The sequence below is a fragment of the Bacteroides fragilis NCTC 9343 genome (assembly GCF_000025985.1).
Classification (GTDB): domain Bacteria; phylum Bacteroidota; class Bacteroidia; order Bacteroidales; family Bacteroidaceae; genus Bacteroides; species Bacteroides fragilis.
In genome coordinates, this window is record NC_006873.1 from 15,814 (window position 1) to 36,560 (window position 20,747).

The 20,747-nt window shown below is 32.3% G+C and carries 26 protein-coding genes; 1 reads left to right on the forward strand and 25 read right to left on the reverse strand.

Annotated elements, in window-relative coordinates; translation table 11 throughout:
- Window positions 1-7: 7 nt before the first annotated feature.
- The 7 genes from BF9343_RS21430 to BF9343_RS21460 are packed head-to-tail and all read right to left on the reverse strand — an operon-like array spanning window position 8 to window position 5,774.
- Complete coding sequence (locus tag BF9343_RS21430; RefSeq protein ID WP_011264148.1) at window positions 8-361, reverse strand: hypothetical protein; 354 nt, start codon at window positions 359-361, stop codon at window positions 8-10.
- Window positions 358-1,194: a topoisomerase C-terminal repeat-containing protein gene (locus BF9343_RS21435; RefSeq protein ID WP_011264149.1), complete on the reverse strand. Its 837-nt coding sequence runs from the start codon at window positions 1,192-1,194 to the stop codon at window positions 358-360. The genes BF9343_RS21430 and BF9343_RS21435 overlap by 4 nt, the downstream gene beginning before the upstream one ends.
- Window positions 1,195-1,899: a hypothetical protein gene (locus tag BF9343_RS21440; RefSeq protein WP_011264150.1), complete on the reverse strand. Its 705-nt coding sequence runs from the start codon at window positions 1,897-1,899 to the stop codon at window positions 1,195-1,197. It abuts the gene before it with no gap.
- Window positions 1,880-2,383, reverse strand: a complete 504-nt coding sequence (locus BF9343_RS21445) for a PH domain-containing protein (RefSeq protein ID WP_011264151.1) — start codon at window positions 2,381-2,383, stop codon at window positions 1,880-1,882. The genes BF9343_RS21440 and BF9343_RS21445 overlap by 20 nt, the downstream gene beginning before the upstream one ends.
- Entirely contained in the window at window positions 2,380-3,489 is a 1,110-nt protein-coding gene (locus BF9343_RS21450) for a DUF3991 domain-containing protein (RefSeq protein ID WP_011264152.1), read from the reverse strand. Before BF9343_RS21450 ends, BF9343_RS21445 begins: the two co-directional genes overlap by 4 nt.
- A gap of 4 nt (window positions 3,490-3,493) precedes the next feature.
- A complete protein-coding gene (locus BF9343_RS21455) occupies window positions 3,494-5,053 on the reverse strand; it encodes a DUF3945 domain-containing protein (RefSeq protein ID WP_011264153.1) in 1,560 nt (519 codons plus the stop codon).
- Window position 5,054: 1 nt separating this feature from the next.
- Window positions 5,055-5,774 carry a DUF4099 domain-containing protein gene (locus BF9343_RS21460; RefSeq protein ID WP_011264154.1) on the reverse strand — a complete coding sequence of 240 codons (720 nt, stop codon included), beginning with the start codon at window positions 5,772-5,774 and terminating at the stop codon, window positions 5,055-5,057.
- Between the two features lie 40 nt (window positions 5,775-5,814).
- On the opposite strand from BF9343_RS21460, the gene BF9343_RS21465 reads away from it, so the two are divergent.
- Window positions 5,815-6,480 (forward strand): M23 family metallopeptidase, encoded by a 666-nt coding sequence (locus BF9343_RS21465; RefSeq protein WP_011264155.1) that lies wholly within the window; start codon window positions 5,815-5,817, stop codon window positions 6,478-6,480.
- 46 nt (window positions 6,481-6,526) lie between these two features.
- On the opposite strand, the gene BF9343_RS21470 is transcribed toward BF9343_RS21465, so the two are convergent.
- The 18 genes from BF9343_RS21470 to BF9343_RS21560 all read right to left on the reverse strand — a co-directional run bounded on the left by BF9343_RS21470 (window position 6,527) and on the right by BF9343_RS21560 (window position 20,730).
- Window positions 6,527-7,393, reverse strand: a complete 867-nt coding sequence (locus tag BF9343_RS21470; RefSeq protein ID WP_008765240.1) for a zeta toxin family protein — start codon at window positions 7,391-7,393, stop codon at window positions 6,527-6,529.
- Complete coding sequence (locus BF9343_RS21475) at window positions 7,380-7,640, reverse strand: hypothetical protein (RefSeq protein WP_005647331.1); 261 nt, start codon at window positions 7,638-7,640, stop codon at window positions 7,380-7,382. The genes BF9343_RS21470 and BF9343_RS21475 overlap by 14 nt, the downstream gene beginning before the upstream one ends.
- A gap of 21 nt (window positions 7,641-7,661) precedes the next feature.
- On the reverse strand, window positions 7,662-8,141 hold the full coding sequence (locus BF9343_RS21480; RefSeq protein ID WP_005647329.1) for a DUF3990 domain-containing protein: 480 nt from the start codon (window positions 8,139-8,141) through the stop codon (window positions 7,662-7,664).
- Window positions 8,138-8,587, reverse strand: a complete 450-nt coding sequence (locus tag BF9343_RS21485) for a DUF3791 domain-containing protein (protein ID WP_004295329.1) — start codon at window positions 8,585-8,587, stop codon at window positions 8,138-8,140. The genes BF9343_RS21480 and BF9343_RS21485 overlap by 4 nt, the downstream gene beginning before the upstream one ends.
- A gap of 1,107 nt (window positions 8,588-9,694) precedes the next feature.
- On the reverse strand, window positions 9,695-10,336 hold the full coding sequence (locus tag BF9343_RS21495) for an OmpA family protein (protein WP_004295385.1): 642 nt from the start codon (window positions 10,334-10,336) through the stop codon (window positions 9,695-9,697).
- 2 nt (window positions 10,337-10,338) lie between these two features.
- Window positions 10,339-10,998: a hypothetical protein gene (locus BF9343_RS21500; RefSeq protein ID WP_007559134.1), complete on the reverse strand. Its 660-nt coding sequence runs from the start codon at window positions 10,996-10,998 to the stop codon at window positions 10,339-10,341.
- A gap of 2 nt (window positions 10,999-11,000) precedes the next feature.
- Complete coding sequence (locus tag BF9343_RS21505) at window positions 11,001-11,504, reverse strand: hypothetical protein (RefSeq protein ID WP_007559132.1); 504 nt, start codon at window positions 11,502-11,504, stop codon at window positions 11,001-11,003.
- Window positions 11,505-11,516: 12 nt separating this feature from the next.
- A complete protein-coding gene (traN, locus tag BF9343_RS21510; RefSeq protein WP_008765215.1) occupies window positions 11,517-12,356 on the reverse strand; it encodes a conjugative transposon protein TraN in 840 nt (279 codons plus the stop codon).
- Between the two features lies 1 nt (window position 12,357).
- Window positions 12,358-13,467: a conjugative transposon protein TraM gene (traM, locus tag BF9343_RS21515; RefSeq protein ID WP_008765216.1), complete on the reverse strand. Its 1,110-nt coding sequence runs from the start codon at window positions 13,465-13,467 to the stop codon at window positions 12,358-12,360.
- 3 nt (window positions 13,468-13,470) lie between these two features.
- Window positions 13,471-13,902: a hypothetical protein gene (locus tag BF9343_RS21520; RefSeq protein ID WP_011264156.1), complete on the reverse strand. Its 432-nt coding sequence runs from the start codon at window positions 13,900-13,902 to the stop codon at window positions 13,471-13,473.
- Complete coding sequence (gene traK / locus BF9343_RS21525; RefSeq protein ID WP_008765218.1) at window positions 13,902-14,516, reverse strand: conjugative transposon protein TraK; 615 nt, start codon at window positions 14,514-14,516, stop codon at window positions 13,902-13,904. Before traK ends, BF9343_RS21520 begins: the two co-directional genes overlap by 1 nt.
- Before the next feature lie 32 nt (window positions 14,517-14,548).
- Window positions 14,549-15,571: a plasmid transfer protein gene (locus BF9343_RS21530; protein ID WP_008765219.1), complete on the reverse strand. Its 1,023-nt coding sequence runs from the start codon at window positions 15,569-15,571 to the stop codon at window positions 14,549-14,551.
- Window positions 15,564-16,220, reverse strand: a complete 657-nt coding sequence (locus tag BF9343_RS21535; RefSeq protein ID WP_011264157.1) for a hypothetical protein — start codon at window positions 16,218-16,220, stop codon at window positions 15,564-15,566. The genes BF9343_RS21530 and BF9343_RS21535 overlap by 8 nt, the downstream gene beginning before the upstream one ends.
- Before the next feature lies 1 nt (window position 16,221).
- Window positions 16,222-16,896: a hypothetical protein gene (locus BF9343_RS21540; RefSeq protein WP_032840796.1), complete on the reverse strand. Its 675-nt coding sequence runs from the start codon at window positions 16,894-16,896 to the stop codon at window positions 16,222-16,224.
- 11 nt (window positions 16,897-16,907) lie between these two features.
- Window positions 16,908-19,748, reverse strand: a complete 2,841-nt coding sequence (locus BF9343_RS21545; protein WP_011264158.1) for a TraG/VirB4 family ATPase — start codon at window positions 19,746-19,748, stop codon at window positions 16,908-16,910.
- A 5-nt stretch (window positions 19,749-19,753) separates the two neighbouring features.
- The gene (locus BF9343_RS21550; RefSeq protein WP_008765223.1) at window positions 19,754-20,053 is read right to left on the reverse strand and encodes a DUF4133 domain-containing protein; all 300 of its coding nucleotides are present in this window, start codon (window positions 20,051-20,053) and stop codon (window positions 19,754-19,756) included.
- 1 nt (window position 20,054) lies between these two features.
- Window positions 20,055-20,369 carry a DUF4134 domain-containing protein gene (locus tag BF9343_RS21555; protein WP_008765224.1) on the reverse strand — a complete coding sequence of 105 codons (315 nt, stop codon included), beginning with the start codon at window positions 20,367-20,369 and terminating at the stop codon, window positions 20,055-20,057.
- Between the two features lie 19 nt (window positions 20,370-20,388).
- Window positions 20,389-20,730 carry a hypothetical protein gene (locus tag BF9343_RS21560; RefSeq protein ID WP_007559113.1) on the reverse strand — a complete coding sequence of 114 codons (342 nt, stop codon included), beginning with the start codon at window positions 20,728-20,730 and terminating at the stop codon, window positions 20,389-20,391.
- Window positions 20,731-20,747: the final 17 nt, after the last annotated feature.

Sequence of the window (20,747 nt, forward strand, 5' to 3'; positions counted from 1 at the left end):
ATAATATTTAATTACTTAAATCACTTAAAACAATTGCAGGAATTATTTCTGTATAGTCTTCCGTATTTGGTCTATAATGTATTGATTCAACGAGATTGACGGATTGAATAACATCATATATCCATGCTCGGAAATTTCCTTCTAAATCATTCTCGCCATCATTGAATTTATTAAAATCACTTTTGGCTTCATCTGTCAGATATTCCAATAAATTTTGATAGGTAAATTCATTCTGAAACATTATAATGTGAGCTGAAATTTCTTCGCCTTCCCTTGGAAGGTGCGGAAAATTCCAATCAGCCTTTACACTCATTCCCCTCTCTATAAAATTCGGACTATAAATTATAAATTCTACTTTCATATTAGTTTTACTTTAAAATCATCGTTCAATACAAGTTTTCTTTCCATTGATTGCCCTTTTTTATCATGGAACCCGGTTAATACTGGGGTTTCTTTTTTCTCACAAAGCTCTATTGCTTCTTCGGGAGTTATAATACGTCCTGACATTTCACGCCAAATGACAAAATCACATTTTATGGATTCATCCCTATAATTGGAGCAATTATAGGCTTTTTTGTTTATATATAAGTTTCCTCCACACTTAGGACATGTGCATAGTGTGTTATCAAAGGTTGTATCTAAATTCTCTGTTAAAACTAACCGTGAAGAAAACTCATAGCCTTCTCTTGATTTAAATCCAGTCATAAAAGGTGTTTTCTTACCACTGGCAAGCATTTCTGCTGCTTCTAATGGTATTTCTCTTTGCGCAATAGTTTTGGGTATATAGAGGTTGCAAACTCTGTTGTTGTCCTTATCTTTTTGCGAATACCCTTTACAAGCATATCCATTTAGTAAAATTTCAATTTCTCTACCACATACAGGGCATGGAGTTTCTAATATTTCATTCACGAAAGAAGGAACGACAACTCCATTTTCGATAGTTAAATATGCAGAAAAAGGAACTCCTTTTTTATTATGGAAGTCATGGAAGATATCTGTTTTCCCTATTGTTATTAATTGGGTGGCTATTTCTTCCGTAATCTCTTTTCCCCAATATGAATGATAGATGTTAAATGTACACTTGTCATTCATGTTTTTGAAGTAATTACAGGAATATCCTAAGCTACCTTTCATTATATGCCCTTTTTGACAAACAGGGCATAAGCCTAAATCTTTAATTGTGTCATTATCCATTTAATAGCCTCCTTTACTAATCCATTTAATACCGTTTAAAATATTATCTACTTTTTGTTTTCCACTATTTACATATTTAAATTGTCCGGGTGCAAGCGTTTTGAGTACTCCAGCCCTTTTAGCGGATTTCATCTGTCGGCATACAGCGTATGCAAGCCCGCGCATTCGTCTAAGTTCATTCACCACATGAATACATAAATCTATCCTTTGCTTATTATCCATAAGATTTTTTTCACCGCCTTGCAATGCGATATTGTTTATGTATATCATTAAATCCACACTCCTACTGATAAGTTCATACTCTGTTTTTGCAATTATGGTTAATAGCTTGGGGTCTCCAACGGCGTATTTAGCTGCTTCGGATTGATACTTTGCTATATCTCTAGCTAAGGTTGAAGCATAAATAATATCCTTTCCATTTTTCACAACTGCATTAACTGTAGAGAGATAGTTGTATGTCTTTTCCTGTAAGGATTGAATTTGACTCATTTTTTGTTGAATTAAAATTTGAAAGTTACGGATTTTGGTTTCTTCACTTTGTATATCTTTCAGTACGTCTTGTTGCTGCTTATGGGAAACAGCGAGTGTTCCAATCATCATTGGATCAATAACGATAGATTGTGCCAGTCCTTTTATATTGCCCAACAGCAACATTAGGGAAAAAAATAAAAGTACTCTTTTCATATTATCTGTTTGTAAATTCATATATTCCTTTTTTCTTTTTTTGTTCCTCTACCCTATTTCTAATGATTTGAATTATATCACTATTGGCTTTAAGACCATTCATCAGTAGTTCTGGTGTTGATTTATCGCCAGAATAGATATAGATATTAGTGTTATTTATTAAAGATTGGATAAAACTTTGCTTTTCTTCATAATCATATATCCGATATAATTCTATGTAGTTAATCCTTTTTGAAAGTACTCCCTGATATATTTTTATTTGCTCTCTGGTTATAATCCATCTTGTACAAAGTAACATTGAAATATATTTGTAGAAGATTATAAATATCAACAATACTAATATCGTTCCACTGATAAACTTTAATAATTCATGTTCTCTTATATATTTACTAAAAATGAGCACGAAAATCACTAATATGATTAAAAGGAAATTCTTCATTAGCCAATATCGGAATTTAGGCTTTAATATAATATCGTCAGAAGCTGTGTTTGTCCCATCATTCATAACTTAATACTTTTTTTTTGTTCATGTTGTTTCATTAGAATTTCATTGAAATCTTTTGCTTTTTCTGCTTTATGAGAAATCATAGGAGCTATTATTTTGCTCTTTTCTCTAAAACTTTCTAGTGAAACGTCATTTTTGTTAATAGTAAATTCCCTATCTTTAGTCTTAAACAGCACATCATCTTTATTCTCTTTTATTGTTATTTCTGTATTACTAATGATTCCAGACACTTTAATGTCATACAAATTACCGTTTAAATCATTATCAAAACAGGTATGTACTTTAGCTTGTGGGTATCGCAATAAAGTGTTTTTTATTTGATTAACTGAAATGTACCCTCCTACACTACCAAAAACACTTTCTTCTAATTTGATTTTGTTAGCATTGAGTTGATAGAAACTCATCGCATCTAAAGCGGATTCTGCAAAATATATATGTTTTGCCATTTGGGGGTGTGGGCAAAAATCAGCAATCCAAAGCGAGTTACTTTTATCTCCTCCGGTTGCCATTCCTTTGAATCCATAGTTTCTTAATTCGTAATTTGTTATTTTGTTGTTTTTATCTGTTGGATTAATATAGGGAAAACCTATATTATAATAATTGCCGTTTCCTTGTAAGTCTTTAACCCTTGTGATAAATGGGAGAAACTTTTCTACGACTTGATGATTTATATTTCTTTCATGTGTGAGAAATCTTAAATCAGCGAGTGTAGTAGAAAATTCTTTATATCTATCTCTATCAAAAGATCTGTTTTCTGTTTTTACAGCTTTGAATGCTTCATATTTAGGACTATAAGGCTCATTTGCGTAATGTCCTAAAATCATATTAACTCGCACAAACGTATTTTGATGTTGGAATTGTGGGAAGTCATTAATATGATTTTTGATGAACTGAATTAAATCTCCACCTTTATAATTCCTATCATAGTAGTGTTCTTGCACACTATGGGGATTCTTGATGATGATTTCATCTAACTTGTTACCTGCTCCGTCTGCTAGTTTAAAAACAGGAGAAACCTTTCCTTTGCTAATGTCTTGTTTATATCCTAAATCTTCAAGTATTTGAATGATGGATATTTTAGCCTTATAATCGTCAAATGTTAGCATAATATTATAGTTTCATTGTTGGAGTATCATTATTTTTCCCGTAGGTTCTACCATATCCGAGAATAGATGCTTCTTGCTTCGCTGTTGCTTTAATAGAACTATCTATTTTATCCATCTGGGTAGATATTTGTTCTCCGACAGTTTGTTTAGTAGCTTCCCTAGAGCTGGAATATGTTTTTTCTACTTCCTTGTAAGAAGCATAATCTTTAGAAAGTTTATGTTTCTCTAAAAAGGCAGCCATTTCGGTGGGTTTATCTTTAAAAATTTCATCAATCCCTTTAGCTCCTTTTTGGGCTACAAACTCTAATCTTTCTTTATCAGATATATATCTTTCTTTCCCTATTGTTTGTTCTTTCTTTTCAGTCGCTTTAATTTCTATAGTATTTGCATCTTTGATTGATAATCCATTTCTGGCATTCAAATCTAGTTTTACTTTTGCAGCTTTGTTTAGTTCCTCGTTTACAATGGTAATTTCTTTTCCATTTTTGAGATTTTCTTGCTGCATAGGAGTAAGCTCTATTCCTCCAAGTTTTTGGGGAATATGAATGTCTTTTGCTTTTATTGATACTATCTCATTAGTATCTTTGTCACGTTGGTGCAATGTTCTTTCTCCTTTTGAATTAGTCTTTACTACGACATTATCAGCTTTTAGGGCTTTTATTTCATCCTTAGTAAAGGATAAATCATTTTTTATTTCTTGTCGTTTAGGAATGAGTAAGATAGCAATCCCAGCGATTGGGTAAACTACAGTAATAGCTGCGATTGCTAGTTTTCTAGCATTGATACCATCAATTTTGATGCGTTTACCTTCTTCTTTGAAATCAATTTCGTTGGCTTTTAATTTAGATTTATTTTCAGGTGTATTCTCGGCTGTTATATATTTAAGAGTTGTTGCTTTCCCTTCAAAATGGAGTTTTCCATTTTCTGTTTTATAAGACACTTTTTCATTGTCTAGAAGTGTTCTATTACCGGGAGTATCTTCAATGGAAAAATTTAGCATACCTGTTTTTTTCCCATTTTTGATGTTTGCAATATCTTCGGGGCTTAAATTTTCCGGTTTAACTCCTACTTCATTAAACTTGTTCCAGTCTATATCAACATATGAACCTTTACCATCTAGGGTTTGGTTTTGTTCATAAGCATATCGGTAAAGATCTTCTCCTTTATATGCAATTTTATTTTCAAGGTCTATGACTGTAAATCCGTCTTTATATCCTTCATTCTTATTAGTACCTTTTTTTATATCATCCCATTTTATAATTGCAACATTGTGGTTTTCTCGTAAATGTTGGCTATATTCTTGGAAATTATTGCTAGCTTGTTCTTTATCAAAGAAACTGATTATTCTTTCTTTAGATTGCTCTAATAAGGATTCTCTATTATCTCCTAAATTGCCAAGTTTAAGCGTATTCAGTGGGTAAGTGTATGTTTCATTACCTTTGGAAAAGGTAATATCACCATTTCGATATTCTTCTGAATATCCAAGAACTGCTGCTATGGCTCGGAATTGTCCGGCATTTTCATAACTATATTGCAGAGCTTCAAAACTTTTCTTTTCTTCCATTTTATAATTTGAATTTATGTTCTACTTTAGATTGCGATTCATTTCCAAGTGCTGTTTTTTGTCCTTTCATGTATTCTATATATTCATTTCTGTTTTTATCAGTATGAATAGTTCCTATAATTTGTGGGTTATGCCGGTCATAAGCTATTTTCTGTTGCTGCTCGAAGTCTAGGAATTTTATTCCTCTTGGATTATTTAAATCTAATCTTATGGCAATTTTTTCTTTGTCAACATTCAAAATTAATTCCTTGCCTGATTTTAGAGTTTCCTTTTGTTGCTTATCCAGCTCAACACCTTTTATGTTTGAAGGTATTGAAATACTTTTGATTTTTGTTTTAAGCAATTCGTTTGTTTCAGGGTCTAATTGTACGAGATATTTTTCATTGTTAATAGTTTTTGTTATTATCTCGTTATCTTGAAGTCGTTCTAACTCCTTTGGTTTAAGGTTTATATCATTCATTATTTCTGGTCTGACTGGATGAATTTTAACGCCAGCATTGTTGCTGTCTTTCCAGTACAAACTTATTTTTCCTTTTATACTTATTTCTTCTCCATTATTATCGTGAAAAGAAAGGTCTAGTAAACTGGTTCTCTTTCCAGATAATAGAGCTGTGATATTTGCCTTATCCAAAGACCATATCTGTTTTTTTGATATTCCTATTAGTTCTAATTCTTTATATGGAATATCATTTTCATTAAAAATAGCTTGCTTTTTATCCATGTAATGTATATTTTTGCCCAAAAGTAATAAAAATATCAATATGAAGAATAAAATAACTGTATTTTTTGCTTGTTCATTGTTTTTTTCAGTGAATGGCTACTGCCAGTTTAATACGGTATTACAGAAAAAGGATATTCCTAAAGCGGAACCAGTATTAGCAACGACAGAAAATAAATTGATAGAAGAAAAAGAAAAGGCTGTTGTTGTCAATGATGCTTTGACTACAGAACGGCTTGCATACTGGAAGCAAAGAAGGTATTTATCTTTGCCCATTGATTCAATGGTGATAACTTCCCATTATGGTAAAAGGAAAGACCCATTTACTGGAAAAATAGCAAATCATAGAGGGATAGACCTTAAAGGTAACAACGACTATGTTTATTCGATAATGCCAGGAATGGTTGTAAAAACAGGAAAAAATAAAGGGTTGGGAAATTATGTAGAAGTGCGCCATGGTGATTTTACCTCTATTTATGGGCATTTATACAATGTGCTTGTAAATGCGAGACAAGCTGTTGAAGCTGGGCAACCAATAGGAATTAGTGGAAGTACCGGGCGCAGCACAGGAGAACACTTACATTTTCAAATGGAATACAAAGATAAGACAATAGACCCAAAGCCAATTCTTGATTATATTAATGAGGTAATCAGAACTGTTAAAGGACAAATTTCACAACAAATAGATAATGAGCTAAGACGCAAATAGTTCTCAAAAGAGGATTGGAAAAGCCAGTCCTCTCTTTTTGGAAGAATCAGAAGAAACCTTTTTTTAATCCTTTTTCTTGTCTTTGAACTTTTTCTAGTGAAGATTGAAGTTGTGACAGAGCTTCTTTCATTCCTTTTTTTACTTCAGGATTCGTTACGGATTCAATAAGCTCTTTTCCTCTTTGAATGTTAGTGTTAAGTATTTCTTTATTCTTCATCTGTTTTGAACGACTTTCATCTATAAAAATAGATGGCATACTTTTGCAACTCCATTCACCATTTACTAGATTGAAATCTTTAATTCTTTCTTTCGCTAAGTAGGTGTGGATAGAAATCTTATCTACAGCCTTATCACTGTATAATTGATTTGCAGATTTCATTAGTCCATTTACGGCTTTGTTATGTGAATCAATATCGGCTAATCGTCCTTGTCCTTTACTTAGTACTTCTTCTTGATACCTGTTGTAAAGTCCTAGTTGGGTAAACTCCTTGGGGGCTGCAATAATATATGCTTCAACTCTAAATCCTGCATCTTTAAATTTTTGTGCTGTCTTTAAAGGTACATCTGGATTTCTCATAGTTCCTTCTATAATAATATTGCATTTCCGTTTAATGGCTTCTTCTATTAGTTTTTCTGTAAAAACGCTAGAAAAAATCTGGGTTTCAATGGGGTATTTAATAGGGTCTTTTATTAGTTCCTTATTGGGGTGAAACTGTCTGTAAAGGTCACCATTAACAGTGAGAAAATCTAAGTTAGGATGGTCTTTCTTTGCAACATTTATAAGAGTGCTTTTTCCGCAAGCTGGTTGTCCACCTAAGATTATAGCAATAGGCTTTTGTGATGATATATTGATGTCCTCAAATAAGCCATCTTTTTTTTGTTCAAAGATGGCTTCTACTTCATAGCGTTGCATAATATGCTTTCAATTTAGGTGCGTAATAGTTTTGTATCTTATCCATGACTGATAAGCGCACATTTTCAGAAACTTCAAACTGCAACAATCCATTTGCTATTTTTTCTTCTGTGTTGAGAACAGAAAGTTCTTTTTGCAGTATTTTTTTTCTGTTTTCATCCTTCTCTTCTGATATTTCATCTATCTTCATCATGCGGAGTGTCCCGATAATGTCGAGCGCAACATCCAAGCTCATTTCTTTATTCATGGTTCATTATAGTTTTATGATTTATACTTCAATAGATTCTGTGAATTTTAATAATGGAATAACTTTCACTGTATGAAATGAAAGTTGGTTAAAAAGCTTATGGGTCTTTAGCATTTCAATCGCTGCATCAGCCGTAACAACACCTTGTTCATAAAGCCGGATTGTTGCATATAACTGGTCATTGGCAACGGGTCCCATTATTAAATCATAGCTGTTTTTTCCTTTTCCTCTGCGGTTATTAACTACAAACTCCAGCCACTCTTTTGTAGCCCCATCAAATCGAAGGACTGAAAACTCTCTATCAAGAATATTATCGGGGACTTCATAAACTGAAACGACCGCTTTTTTACCATGTTCCCGATTTCTTTTGAGTATTGCCCACTTCTTAGCCTGTTCAAAATTAGTTGTCGTATAGAATCCTTTTCCAAAGTCAGTAGCTTTACGCCCTTTCTGTATATTAGGGGATTTGACGGTAACTGTTGAGCCGTGATATAGTTTCATGCCTTTTTATTGATATAAGTTATTATAGTATCTAATATATACTCTGTATCTTGTGTGTGCAGCATTTCAAAATTTTCATATAGAAATTCAAAAACGCCATGATTGGAAAACAGCAAAAGAGTTTCTTTAGCACTTATATTTTTAGTTTCCCTGTAATTTTCAGCACAAAACATTTGAAAAAGCAATATCTTTGGATTGTCCTTTTGTACTTTCTTCTGTTCTGTTTTCTCTTTTTCTAATGCTTCATAAAGTGATAATGTACTTGAATACCATAGTTTTGTATTCTCGTCCAATAATGCCTTGTACAAATTGGAAGAATATATATAGTATAACGCATCTTCTAAAGGTAGCGTTTTTCTTTTCATGACTGTATCAACCAATTCTCTCATAACAAATGGGAGCATAGCCGAACCAAGTTCATTTTGATATGTTTGATTAGTTTCCATAACTATTTATTTTCTAATTTTATATAGCTATCTTGCTGATGTCTTTAGCAAAGATAGAGAAAAAACAATCATCATAGACCTATTGTATTGATTAGTTTGTAAATAGGTTCTTTGTATTTCTTTAGATTTTTAATTTGTATAACATACTTATTAATTCCTAACTCATTAAAGATTTCTGCGTACATTTTTATTATGGATTTTCTGTAGTAGATGGTTAATCCTACTATTGCAATGCAAATAAAAATCAAATAGACTCGCATAGATTGCTAATACAAAAATTCCACCCATAGCCCATAAAAAGCTACTTAAAAGAAATCTTAAGATATTCATAATTTTGTTTGCTGTTCTTTATACTGGCAGCCAAACCAGCTTTAAAGGTTTGTTTATCTCTTTATTTTCAATACTCAAAGATAGTGATTTTCTATAAATGTCGCAAATAATAGGACAATTATTTTTGTTAAAAATAGTTTTAGGTTTATAGACTGCCGAAGTTTTATTTTTCCCTAAAGTTTTTGGTATCATAATAATGTTCTCTTATCGTCCATGCCGGGCAGAACCCGGAAAAGTACGGTATCAAATACCTTCCCGGTTTCTCTCCAGTGCAGGCAGAAAAGGTATCAATTAGATGCAATCCTTTTGCTGATGGGCGATAGTTCCTGAATGGTGTCGGTATCGTTTCTTTTATGATGCAGCCGTTTTTCTGTATTCAGATATAGAGAGAAACGACACAAAGAACTTTAGGGAAAAGAAGATTCTTCGTGTTGCTCTTTCTGGAAGTGGAGTATATTAATCATATATTATATGTTTATAGGTTCATATATTATATATTCATATATTATTTATATATAGTGTTTTCTCTTTGTTCTTTTTCCCTATAGTTTTATGGTATCAATTTTTTGTGTCCGGCTTCCGGCAGCTTTTTGTATTTGGTATCAAAAAGGCGTTCTTCAGAACATATCGAGCATGATAATTCGGTATCATTTCATCATGCCATGTTTGCCCATCAGTGCCGGAACTCCGAAAAGTACGGTATCAATTTCTTTCCAGACTATAAAACAAAGACCGAGAGTTTAACCTCCCGGTCTTTGTTAATAGAAATCTCTCTTTTTAATATTCATCATTTGTGATAAATATTTCTACTCTCCTATTTTTAGCACGTCCAGCTTCACTTGTATTGTCTGCAATGGGTTCGCTATATCCTTTTCCATCTTCTGTTATGTTGTTTGTTTCTATACCAGCGGTTCTAAGGTAATTTCCTACTGCTGCTGCTCTATTTTTAGAAAGTATGATATTGTATTGTTTTTCTCCTATATTGTCAGTATGCCCAATTATTTTAATCTTAGTATTGGGTATTTCAGTAATGATATTACATAAGTCAGAAAGCATTTTTTGAGCTTCTTCATTTAATTCATATGAATCAAATTTGAATAGGATTTCACTTTGAGCTGTTGCTTTAAACTGTTCTTTTCCATTTTTATCTTTATAGCTGGAGATTGATAAGCCATCAATAGCTTTTAGTTTATTTCTTCTAGCTTCTATCTTTTCTTGGATAGCTTTATCTCTTTCTTCTTTAACTAATTTTGCACTTCCACCAACTATTGAAGCGGTTGAATAGTTACTATTATTTTCTATCATGTCTTTTTCTTTGTCGCTTAGTTCAGCGTTACTGAAAGTTATCATATGCGTTGAAGTACATGCGGTAAAAAATGTAACAACGAAGGCTGCTAGTATAATTATTTTCTTTTTCATGATTATCTTATTGCTATAATAGGTCTGATTTTAAATGAATTTCTTTTGCTTGTACTGGTTGCTCTTCCTTTTGTTAATGAAGAAATTAGTGCAAACACTTTAGGAGTATCTTTTCCTGCTCCATCTTCTGTAGAACTCCAGTACCAACCATCAAAGTGCGTTCCTCCAATGATTGAGAAAGAAGAATATACCTTTTCAAGATTATTAGAGATTGCTTTGTTTTGTGCGATAGAGCCAATAAACCAACCTGTAACACCTTTTGGTGCGTATTCTATAGCTTTTTGAGCTGCTGGATAAGCTAAACTATCTTTTATAGCAAAGTTCATTATTGCGGCAGTATTAGCTGCTCCATCAAAGCTGTTTTCATCTTCCGAAACATTAGCTATATCCTCGTCTGTATCTATTAAAGGATTTTCTTCTAAATCTTCTAATGAAACGGCATAAGCGGTTTCTTTTATATCAGGATTATTCCCATCATTACACCAAAATACAACTCCAATGGCTTCTTTTTCATTGGGTGAAAAAAGTGAGGGATGCACTATACTTCCATCACTACATAAGATACTACCCGGCTGTAATGATGTGTCTATAATATCTTCGTGTTTTGTACATGATGATATTACCCCTATAATGGATAATAGAATTATATATATTTTTTTCATACTTAATTATTTATTGGAAATTTGACACCTACTAATAATCCATTTCGGAAATGGTCACGTGTCCAAAAGACAAAATCATTTTTTTGCATTACAAAGACTTGCATTCCATTTCTAAATGAATAGCTATATTCTAAACCTATATCAATGGAAGCCTGAAACCCTTTTCTGTTAGCTCCTAAATCTGCTCCAAACCGCCATCTTAAATTACTGTTTTTGCCTCGTGAGATTGTAGGTTTATATGCTGCACCTATGCCGAATGTTTTATAGCTCCAGAAACTATCAGAGCATACCTTATTACATACCGGGCATTTATCATATGCTGTAGCTAAATCAATATATAGTTCATAAGCATTGTGATATTTACCTTCAAACTCCAGCCCTACAACTGCATTGACGGTATTTTTCCATTGCCAACCTCCTGAAATATTAAAAAACTTATCACCATCACCAGCCATTGACTTTAGGGAAAAAAATAAGGTGATAACAAGAAATGCTATTCTTTTCATAATCGTAAAATTTTATTCAGTAAAAGCATCTGCATGAAGAATGTCTGCATAATCAATTCTTAATGTTATAGTACGTCCTGAAATCTGTTTTTCAGATATTTCTATGGTAAGGACTTTTTCGTCTGGAAAAGTAAATTTTTCAAATACAAAAATATTCCGATAATTTTTCTTGAAAACAAGATTCTTATTAACTTGCATCAATGGAAGTATTTCTATAGATTGAAAATTAGTAGCCTTTGTTTGTTTTTTATCTTCGATTTTAAAGCGTATTTGGTCTATATCATATCGTATTTTTGTTTTATTAATCATAGAAATATCAATAAAGAAATACTTGTCTAATGTGTAGATATTGTTTAGCACAATTTTCATTAGGTTACTTGTGCTGGAAACATCATAGAATTTATTTTTTGAAATAAACATTCTATGTGCGTAATCATACATTTGTGCTTTGGTTAAATTCACTTCTGGATTCATATAGCTACGTAAATCAGCATAAGGGATATTAAAGCGAGTGTATGCTTTCGCTAAGTCGCTACTATATACTAACATATATTGTACAAAAAATCTTTCTGTAACAATGGTGATAACTCCACTGGCTCCTTCTTTTGTGGGCTTTATTCTAAGAGAGTTACCAGTAGGAATATCGCCAACAATATCATTGACCGATATATCAACGTATTTTATATCTTCCATTGCTATAAAATGCGTTGAAACATCTTTGTTGATGTATATAACCTTTAGTTCTTCTGGGTTCTCACCTGCAAGCTCGATATTTTCTCCAATAGGGGTGTTCTGTGCATTTCCTGTAATAACAGAAACCATTGTGCATAATGCAATAAAAATCTTTCTCATATTATTGTTCTTTATCTTTGTTATTTACTAAAAAAACTTGTGTATTATATTTTAATTTGGCTTTGTTTTTTTTGATGTTTTTAGAAAGAGCTTGGGTTGTACTACGGTAAACATCTTGTAAAGCACCTAAAGCAAACTGTTCTACTCCTTCTGATTGACTATTCATTTGTATTGTTTGGCTACCTATTTGCGACCCAACATCTTTACTTAAATCTCTAAAAGCTGATGAAGGAACAAAGAAGCCTTCTTGTCCGTCATTATCATATACAGATAAATCTACTTTCATTTGTTTACCATCAACCATTATAGAGGAAATATTAATGTGTACTCTTTGAGCCTTAAAGCCAGATACATTCCCATATAGGTAAGTTCCTTTAGTTAAAAGAGCGTCATTAATCATTATATCATCTAGAAGCCGTATGCGTACTCGGCTGCCATCTGTTACTTTTAAAGTTTCATCTAATATGGCTGTGATTAGTGAAGTTTTTTGTTCTTTCCCTACAGTATTGAAATATACTTCTGCGGGATTTTTCGCTTTTACAACTTCTATAGCCTTTTCTTTTGGCTTTTCATCTTGTTTTTTTTGAGGTGTTCTAGGACGTGGATTTTGCAATGAATCTATATAAGCCATTTGCATTTTAAACAGTTCCATTTCTTCTTGCATCTTGGATTTTTCAGGGGCTTTCCTTGTTTCTGTTTGACTTGATTCATCTATAGTAGGAAGCCCTTTGATTTGTTGCTCCAATTCCTTTTCTCGGATTTTAGAAGCCTGATTTAAACTGTCAATTTGCCTTATTTCATCATTGGAGTAAAGAGAACCATAACTTTCTATTTCACTAACTTCTTCTTCTTTATCTATGGTTTGTATGGATGAATAATCAGAAGATTTTTTGAAAGCTCCTTTAAGTGATTCAAATTTACTTTTTATCTCTCTCTTTTCTAAATTAGCATCAGGAATATCAAGATTTAATTCTTCCGTTTCTACTAATGTAGTTTCCTCTGCTGGGGCAGAGTTTACCATATCCTTAATTAACCATCCTATTCCTAGAATAAAAGGTAGGATGAGTATAGGAATGATGTACTTGGGCTTTTTAATATCAATCTGTTTCATACGCTATTTATTTAATTTATTATATAAATCTTTTATTCGCAAAGTGTCTTCTGGAGTTAATTTCCCATTCTTTCTTAGTTCATTAATTTCATTTTGCATTTTAATTACTTCTAACAAATCGCCAACTCCTATTTGTTTTTTTTGTAGGCGGCTGTCAATGCTAATTTGTCTTTTGTTCTTTTCTTCGTTGAAAACTTGCATTGCTTTTCTCGATGGACGCATTACTATTGATAGAAATGTAACTAAAGAAAGAAATGAAATCGTAATTCCAAACATTACTTTGTGGTGTATGTCTGCCCATGCTAATAAGCGTTCACAAGCGTTATTAACTCCGAATCTTTGAAATATTTTAGTAAGAAGAATAACTGTAGCTTGTTCGGCTTTAGTCTTGATCTTTTCTTTTCTATCATTCTTTTTATGTTTAAACAGTTTCATTAGAAATTCTTTTTTACTTTATAATCTAGGTCTTTATTGAGTATCGTTTTCCAATCTGTGATAATAAGCCCATGAGGATTATTTTCAGTACGTGGAATTTGTCTTAATTTCCCTGTAGTTACAAGTTGCCTTTTTAGAATGGATGTTTCTCGTTCTATACGTTGGATGCCATAGTATTTAAAAGATAGGTTGTTCATATCTATCTTAATACTATCTGTCATGATTGTTACAGTTGCAGAACTTGCTAAAATAGTGTTGAAATATCCTTTTTCTTTTAAGTTGTTATATTGTTTTAATCCACTATCATCAATTAGATACATGGCTTTTTCCATGTTGTATTTTATAAATTCATCGTCTGGTGGTAATGTGAAAAATAAAGTGTGGAATAGATTTATGTGGCTTTTACATTCTACTTCCAAGTTGACTTCTGTACCTGTTTGTTTCACTAATACAGGTACATCATTATCCAAGACATATATTTTCTTTCTTTCCGCTTTTACTAAAGAGAAACAAAAAGCTAGTACCATACCGGAAATAACTATACTAGTTGCAAAACAGCCAATAGATAAAATTCCGGCTAGTTTAATTTTATTTTCTAAGTTTTTAATAATCATGATTACGTGTGTTTAAAAGTTTATGAATTTTTTTACATCGCTGCACTTGCTCCACCTGTAGCCGGAGCTGCTATGGCTTTGGTTGCAATTGCTGCTCCTCCAACCATACCTCCTACCGCTTGCCCTACTCCAGTTGTACTTACAATCCATGTAGAAACAAAAGGTATTGTAAGCATGGAAAATGCTCCAAGTAATGCTGTGAGAAGGAAGCTATTGACACCTCCGGAAGTCATTCCGACATACATAACAAATGCAGCTTCATTTCTAAGCGCATATTCTAAAATTTCAATTTCTCTTTCTATCCCATATTGCATTACTACTAAGGAAATTGATAGTACTATATATGCAATACATGAATATAAACTAACACTGACAAAACGAGCAATCCATTGTATATAAGCATCCCGAAATGCTGGTAAAACAGAGAATGCAAAAGCTAGTGGACCAAGGATAACTAGTATTCCTGTGAATATAATTTGTAGGAAAAAGACAAAATAGGTACATACTTGCCAAAACGTAACAACAATAAATTCAATGATATTAAACATTATCATTTTGGCCTTAGCGACTACATACACATATAATCCAGCTATCTTATCTCCAATAGCTGAAAAGTCTATGCTAAAATCATACCATTTTTTATCCTGAACTTCATTTTCGGCTCTTTCAACAAGAATTGAGGTATGTAATAATTCTACAGCAACGCTATCAATAAGTGCATACCTATTACGAGAGAGTAACTCTACTTCATCTAGCTGATTTGTAAACATTGCCTTACTTTGTGCTGTAAGTACTTCTCCGGGATAACTTATCAAGTTAATAAAAGGAATCCAGAACATAAGAACTAATCCTAGTGCGAATGGGCGCAATAATGGAATAATCTCTAATTTTTTGTCCCCACTCATCATTTTGAAACTTTCCACTCCAAAATATAGTAACATAAAGATTGCTGCTAATGCCTGTGCATCTGCTATGAACTCTCCAAATAGGACAGTTGTCTTATCTCTTAGTCCATCAAATAATTCAAATAAGTATTGATCTATTAATTCATTCATGGTTCATTATTGTTTTATTTATATTATTCAATCTTGTTATTAGTGAAAGAACCTCTATTAGCTCTTTATCAAAATCTAAATAGGCTTCTCTCTTTTTGGAGTTACTCATATGTGAATCATGGATTATCTCTATGTTCTTTTTTATTCTAGTAACTTCATCGGTTATAACTTTGATATGTTCTTTATTACCGTTAGTAGAAGAATATTCAACGAGCTTTTTGTTTATATCATTGAGAATATCATTTCTTCGATTCTTTGTTAAAGTGTACTGATAATCAATCGTTTTATCGCCAAATTTGAAAAGTTCCTGTTTATAAATGGTATCAACTTTAGAGCCTTCTTTTTCGGTTACGGATTTATTATATTTTACGACTGCCATCATTGGAACTTCTTGTAGCTGAAAGTTACGCCTATCCTGTTTCCCGTATTTGTCGTGTAATCCTAAACCGACTAAAGGAATTTTAATGCCTAAGACTTTTTTATACCATATCCAGTAATGATAGTATTCCGGTTGTAGCCGTACCCTATCCATAAACTCCATGTTATTAAGCACACTCCATTTTCCCTTATCCTTTACTGGCATTTGGGAAAAGACATTAGAAGTACCAATAATCAACATTAGGGAAAAAAATAAAAGCACTCTTTTCATATTATCTTTTAGGTTTTACTTTATAATTCTGTAATAAATCATCAACTAATTTTGAACGATTGTCTTTGTATTTAAATACTCCCGGAGCTAATGTTTGTAATACTCCATTTCTTTTTGCTGTTCTCATTTGTCGGCATACAGAGTATGCAATACCTCTCATGTTTCTTAGTTCATTAATAACATACTTAAGCAAGTCTATTCTTTGCTTATTATCCATAAGGTTTACATCAGTCCCGACAATGGCGACCTGATAAATGTATTGTGTCAAATCCGCAGTACGATTAACTAATTCTAATTGTGTTTTTGCTGACACCAATAATAAAGCCGGGTCACCTACAGCAAGTTCAACCATTTGTTTTTGATATTTTCCAATATCTGCTGCAATATCAGTGCAGTAGATAATATCTTTTCCTGTTTTTATGATGGCTTCTACAGATTTTAGGCTATTGTAAAATTTGCTTTGGAAAAATTCAATCTGAACCATTTTTTCACTGATTTGCTTTTGTATAAGGCTTATTTGAGTTTCATTATCTTTCACTTTAGAGAAAGAAGTATGTTGCACCTTATGATTAGCTATAAGTGTTTCCATGCAGGTTATATCCAATACTGCCTTTTGCGAATATGCAAATTGGGTTAAAGTGGATGCTACCACTAAAATAAATAGGATCTTTGTCATGACATTTATCTTTAACGGTTTGTAAGCCATTTGTATTTATCTGGGATATACTTATATAATGGCTGTTGCCCTATGATGTTAAGTATATCTTTTAAGTTTCCTTCATCGGAGTGATACCCTAGTACCTTATTGACTTGTAAAACCCAATCCGTATTTTTTAATTTGGAAGCTTTTAGGTCTATTATAAAATTATCCAACCCTGTTTGAAAACTATCGTAAATGATATGATAATATCCAACAGCATCTTTCTCGATTCTTTCTGTAGTAAATGTAAAATATTCGTGTAAAGAAACCTCTACTCCAAATACATTACCATAGTTACCTCTTTTTATAAAAACTTCGTTGAACCGATTTCGATTTTCCTTATTGGGAAGTTGATTGATAGTAAATATTTGTTTTTGATTTACTTCCGTTAAGGATAAAAGATTGGCGATTTCTTGATATTTGTCTATAAATTTACTTTGGTCTAACAGACATATAATATCAGAGTTGCTGATAATAGAGTTTTTGACTACTGGATTACTAATTATGTCTTCCAGTTCCTGAGTAACAACCATTGCCATACCCCAAAATTTGCGTACTGTTTTATACAAATAGAGTATGTATCCTGCCATCATAGGGCTGGCTATGGCCTTCCAAGCTTCTTCAATTATTAATGCCTTTCTGTTCTTTTTTAATCGCATTTTTTGGATAAAAACGTCCATAATAATTAAGGTAACTATTGGGAATAGTTCAGGGTCATCTTTAATCGCATCAATTTCAAAAACTATAAAGGGTTCTTCAAAGAGGGAAGTATCAAAATCTTCATTAAGAGTTTTTTCTAACTGTCCTCCTTTGTAGAATTTTTTTAGTAGAAACTTATAGTTAGTAATGTCAAAATCAATCTTGTTCTCTTTGCAAATGATAGGTATAATGCGTAGAGAAAATTCATAGAATGAGTTAAAAGATAAACTTTCAACTTTTATTTCTTTCAGTATATCTTCTTTCTTTTGGATGCGTCTTTCTATGACAGAAAGCAATCTGGTTTCAGGATTATCAAGCTCTTGGCGTGTGAAGCCTTTTTCAATGAGAATGTTTTGTATCGCTCTTTCTGCGTTAGTTTTTTCTCCACCTTCTCCTTTTTCTACCAATTGTTGCAATTTATCTATTTTTTCAGAAAGTATCTTACGTTCTTCTTTTTCCCTTTCGTTTTCAAATTCTTCTGCGTTGACTTGAAATTCAAGTAGCAAATTTTCACGTATGGCTTCTTTTTCTGCATCTGAATAGCCGTTGAAAGGATGAAAGTAGAATGAATAGTATTTTTCTATGGTAATATCCATAATTTCTTCTTCTTGCTTTTTGACCTCACCATTTGCACCTTTCCATATCAGGAAAATTAATGATTTAAGAAAGTTTTTCTTTTCTACATTATACTCTTCTTCAGTAATTCGGAAAGGATTCATAGATATAGGCTTGCTTTCAGAATAAGTAATGTATTTGCCATGATAGTATTCGCACATTCCTGAATAACTATGCCCTGTATCTACCAATACAATATCAGTGTTATCTAAAACCCATTGTCTTACTTTGGAGTTGACATAGAAAGACTTACCAGAACCACTTGGACCTAAAACAAAGAAGTTGGAGTTATTTGTATATTTTTTCTCACCTTCTTTCCCGGACATATCTATTCCAACAGGCAATCCTTGTCTGTCTGTAAAATAAGTAAGAAAAGGGCTGTTTTCTGTTACTTGTAATTTTTCCTTAAACAAAAGACAAATTGCAGCATCGGAAGTTGTTAGAAATTTGTCATAACTGTTTAGGTTGATTGCGTTTCCTGGCAGTGCACATTCGAATAATTCTAATTGGTTGAAGCATTGTTTATTAATAATAATGCCACAATCAAAAAGAGATGTTTCAACATAGTTGATAGCCTTACTAATATCATCAAGACCAGCAAGAATGATATTATAATGTGCATATACAAGCATTTGCCCTTCTCTGGCAATATCCGACTGCACTCGTTCTATGTCTTTTACACATAAATCATTTGCAGGGTCAGGCATTCCTTTATGTTTTTTCTTTTTGCCTTCTAATTTGTTTGCTTCGTTTCGTTGGTCTGGAATATTTATTACTTGATTATAGATAATTGTGTCTATACTTGGTGTATCATGCAAAAAAGAGAGTAAGTCAACAGGAAATCTTAGCCCAATATTGACCTCTTTATATGGTTTTATAATAGAAGGAAAATTAACTTCGTCAATATCTACAAGAGAAATGCACTGTACGTTTTTTTCTCCAATTATAAGATTTTCTTCTCTTGCTTTGATATTTTTTAGGCTTACTGTTTGCTGATTGAAATTGATAGATAGAAATCTTTTTATATATATTTCTATTTCATTTTCATTTAATAGTTTAGCTCTTATTCCTCTATTAGCGAATAGTCCTAATACTTTTGTGATATTTCTAATAAAAGTATCAAACCTTCGAGGGTCAAAAGAAAAGAATTTAGACCTTTCTGCTTCTCCTGTAATAACAAGATAAGTAGAAATATCAGTATATATTCGTCCTTTAAAATGTTCAAAATAACGATTTGATAAATAGTCGTTCTTCCTATTCTGGGGTGGTAAAAATGATTTTTTACATAGAATATCCTGTTTTTGTATTGTATATCCAGTTCCTAATACTTTGAGGATATTAGTAAATAAGTGGTGAAAATCATAGTAAGCATCCATATCTGCTGAATACTGTATTATAGGATTTTCACATTTAATGATAACAGAATAGTCGCCCCTTCGGTTATAAAATATAGGAGTATTGTCTATTGTTTCAATACCAATATAAGGAGCTTCAAATTCACTTTTCTTTTTCATAAGCTTTATTTTTTTCTATCTCTTACAAAAGTGCGTGATACTATATATATGCCTTTTCGTTTATCTTTCTTGTGAAGTCCTTTTCTTTGTAATTTTGATGTTATTCCTAACCCTCCAAACATAACTATTACAAGCGTTATGCCTCCCCACATGAAAGAAGCTAGAGTAGAAACAATAGCACATAAAAGTAAAGCACTAATAATACAAGCTCCACCGATATAAATGAACTTGCCTTTAAATCCTTTGAAAATAAGGGGCTTTTGTAGCCCCTTATATACATTGTAACTAAGATGCTCTTTTGACATATTAGATTCCGAAGAATGCTTTTACGACAACACCTGATACAACGAGGAAGATACATGACCCCATCCAGCCCATAACAGCCTTTTGTACATCTTGGTCACCAGAGTTCCATTTTAAATAAACTCGCACTGCCCCAATTAATCCTATTATACCTCCTAGTATCATCATCATGTTTCCTAGGGGGTCCATGTAGGTTGCAAGTTCAGAGCTGGCCGCATCAATTCCCGCAGCACCTTGTGCAAAAGTGTTAGTTACTACCATTATGCTAATGGCTAAAGCGAATGCTCTTTGAGCAATTTTTGAAAAAAACTTTTTCATTTGAATAAAAATTAGTTGTTTATTTGTTAAAATTTACGTGTGAAAACATGCTTTTCCCTTTAGCAAGAAGTTGTTCCATTGGAATACCTTGTGTTTCAACTTCCATTTCAATAGATTCATTTACAGATACATAATTCTGTTCAGATTCTTTTTTTTCATCCTCTTTTTCGTATGAGCCTGTTTCAAAATCTTCATCTACAACTTTGTGAGGTATTTCTTCTTCCTCTCCTATTGAAATAATTTCTTCTTCTTCACCTGTATTGGTTTTGCTTTGCTTTAGGAAAGCATCATACAGGATGTTTGCAGCGTAGTAAACTACATAAATGGCAAATACAGCCATGATAAATTGTGAATAACTCATATTCTTAAATTTAAAAG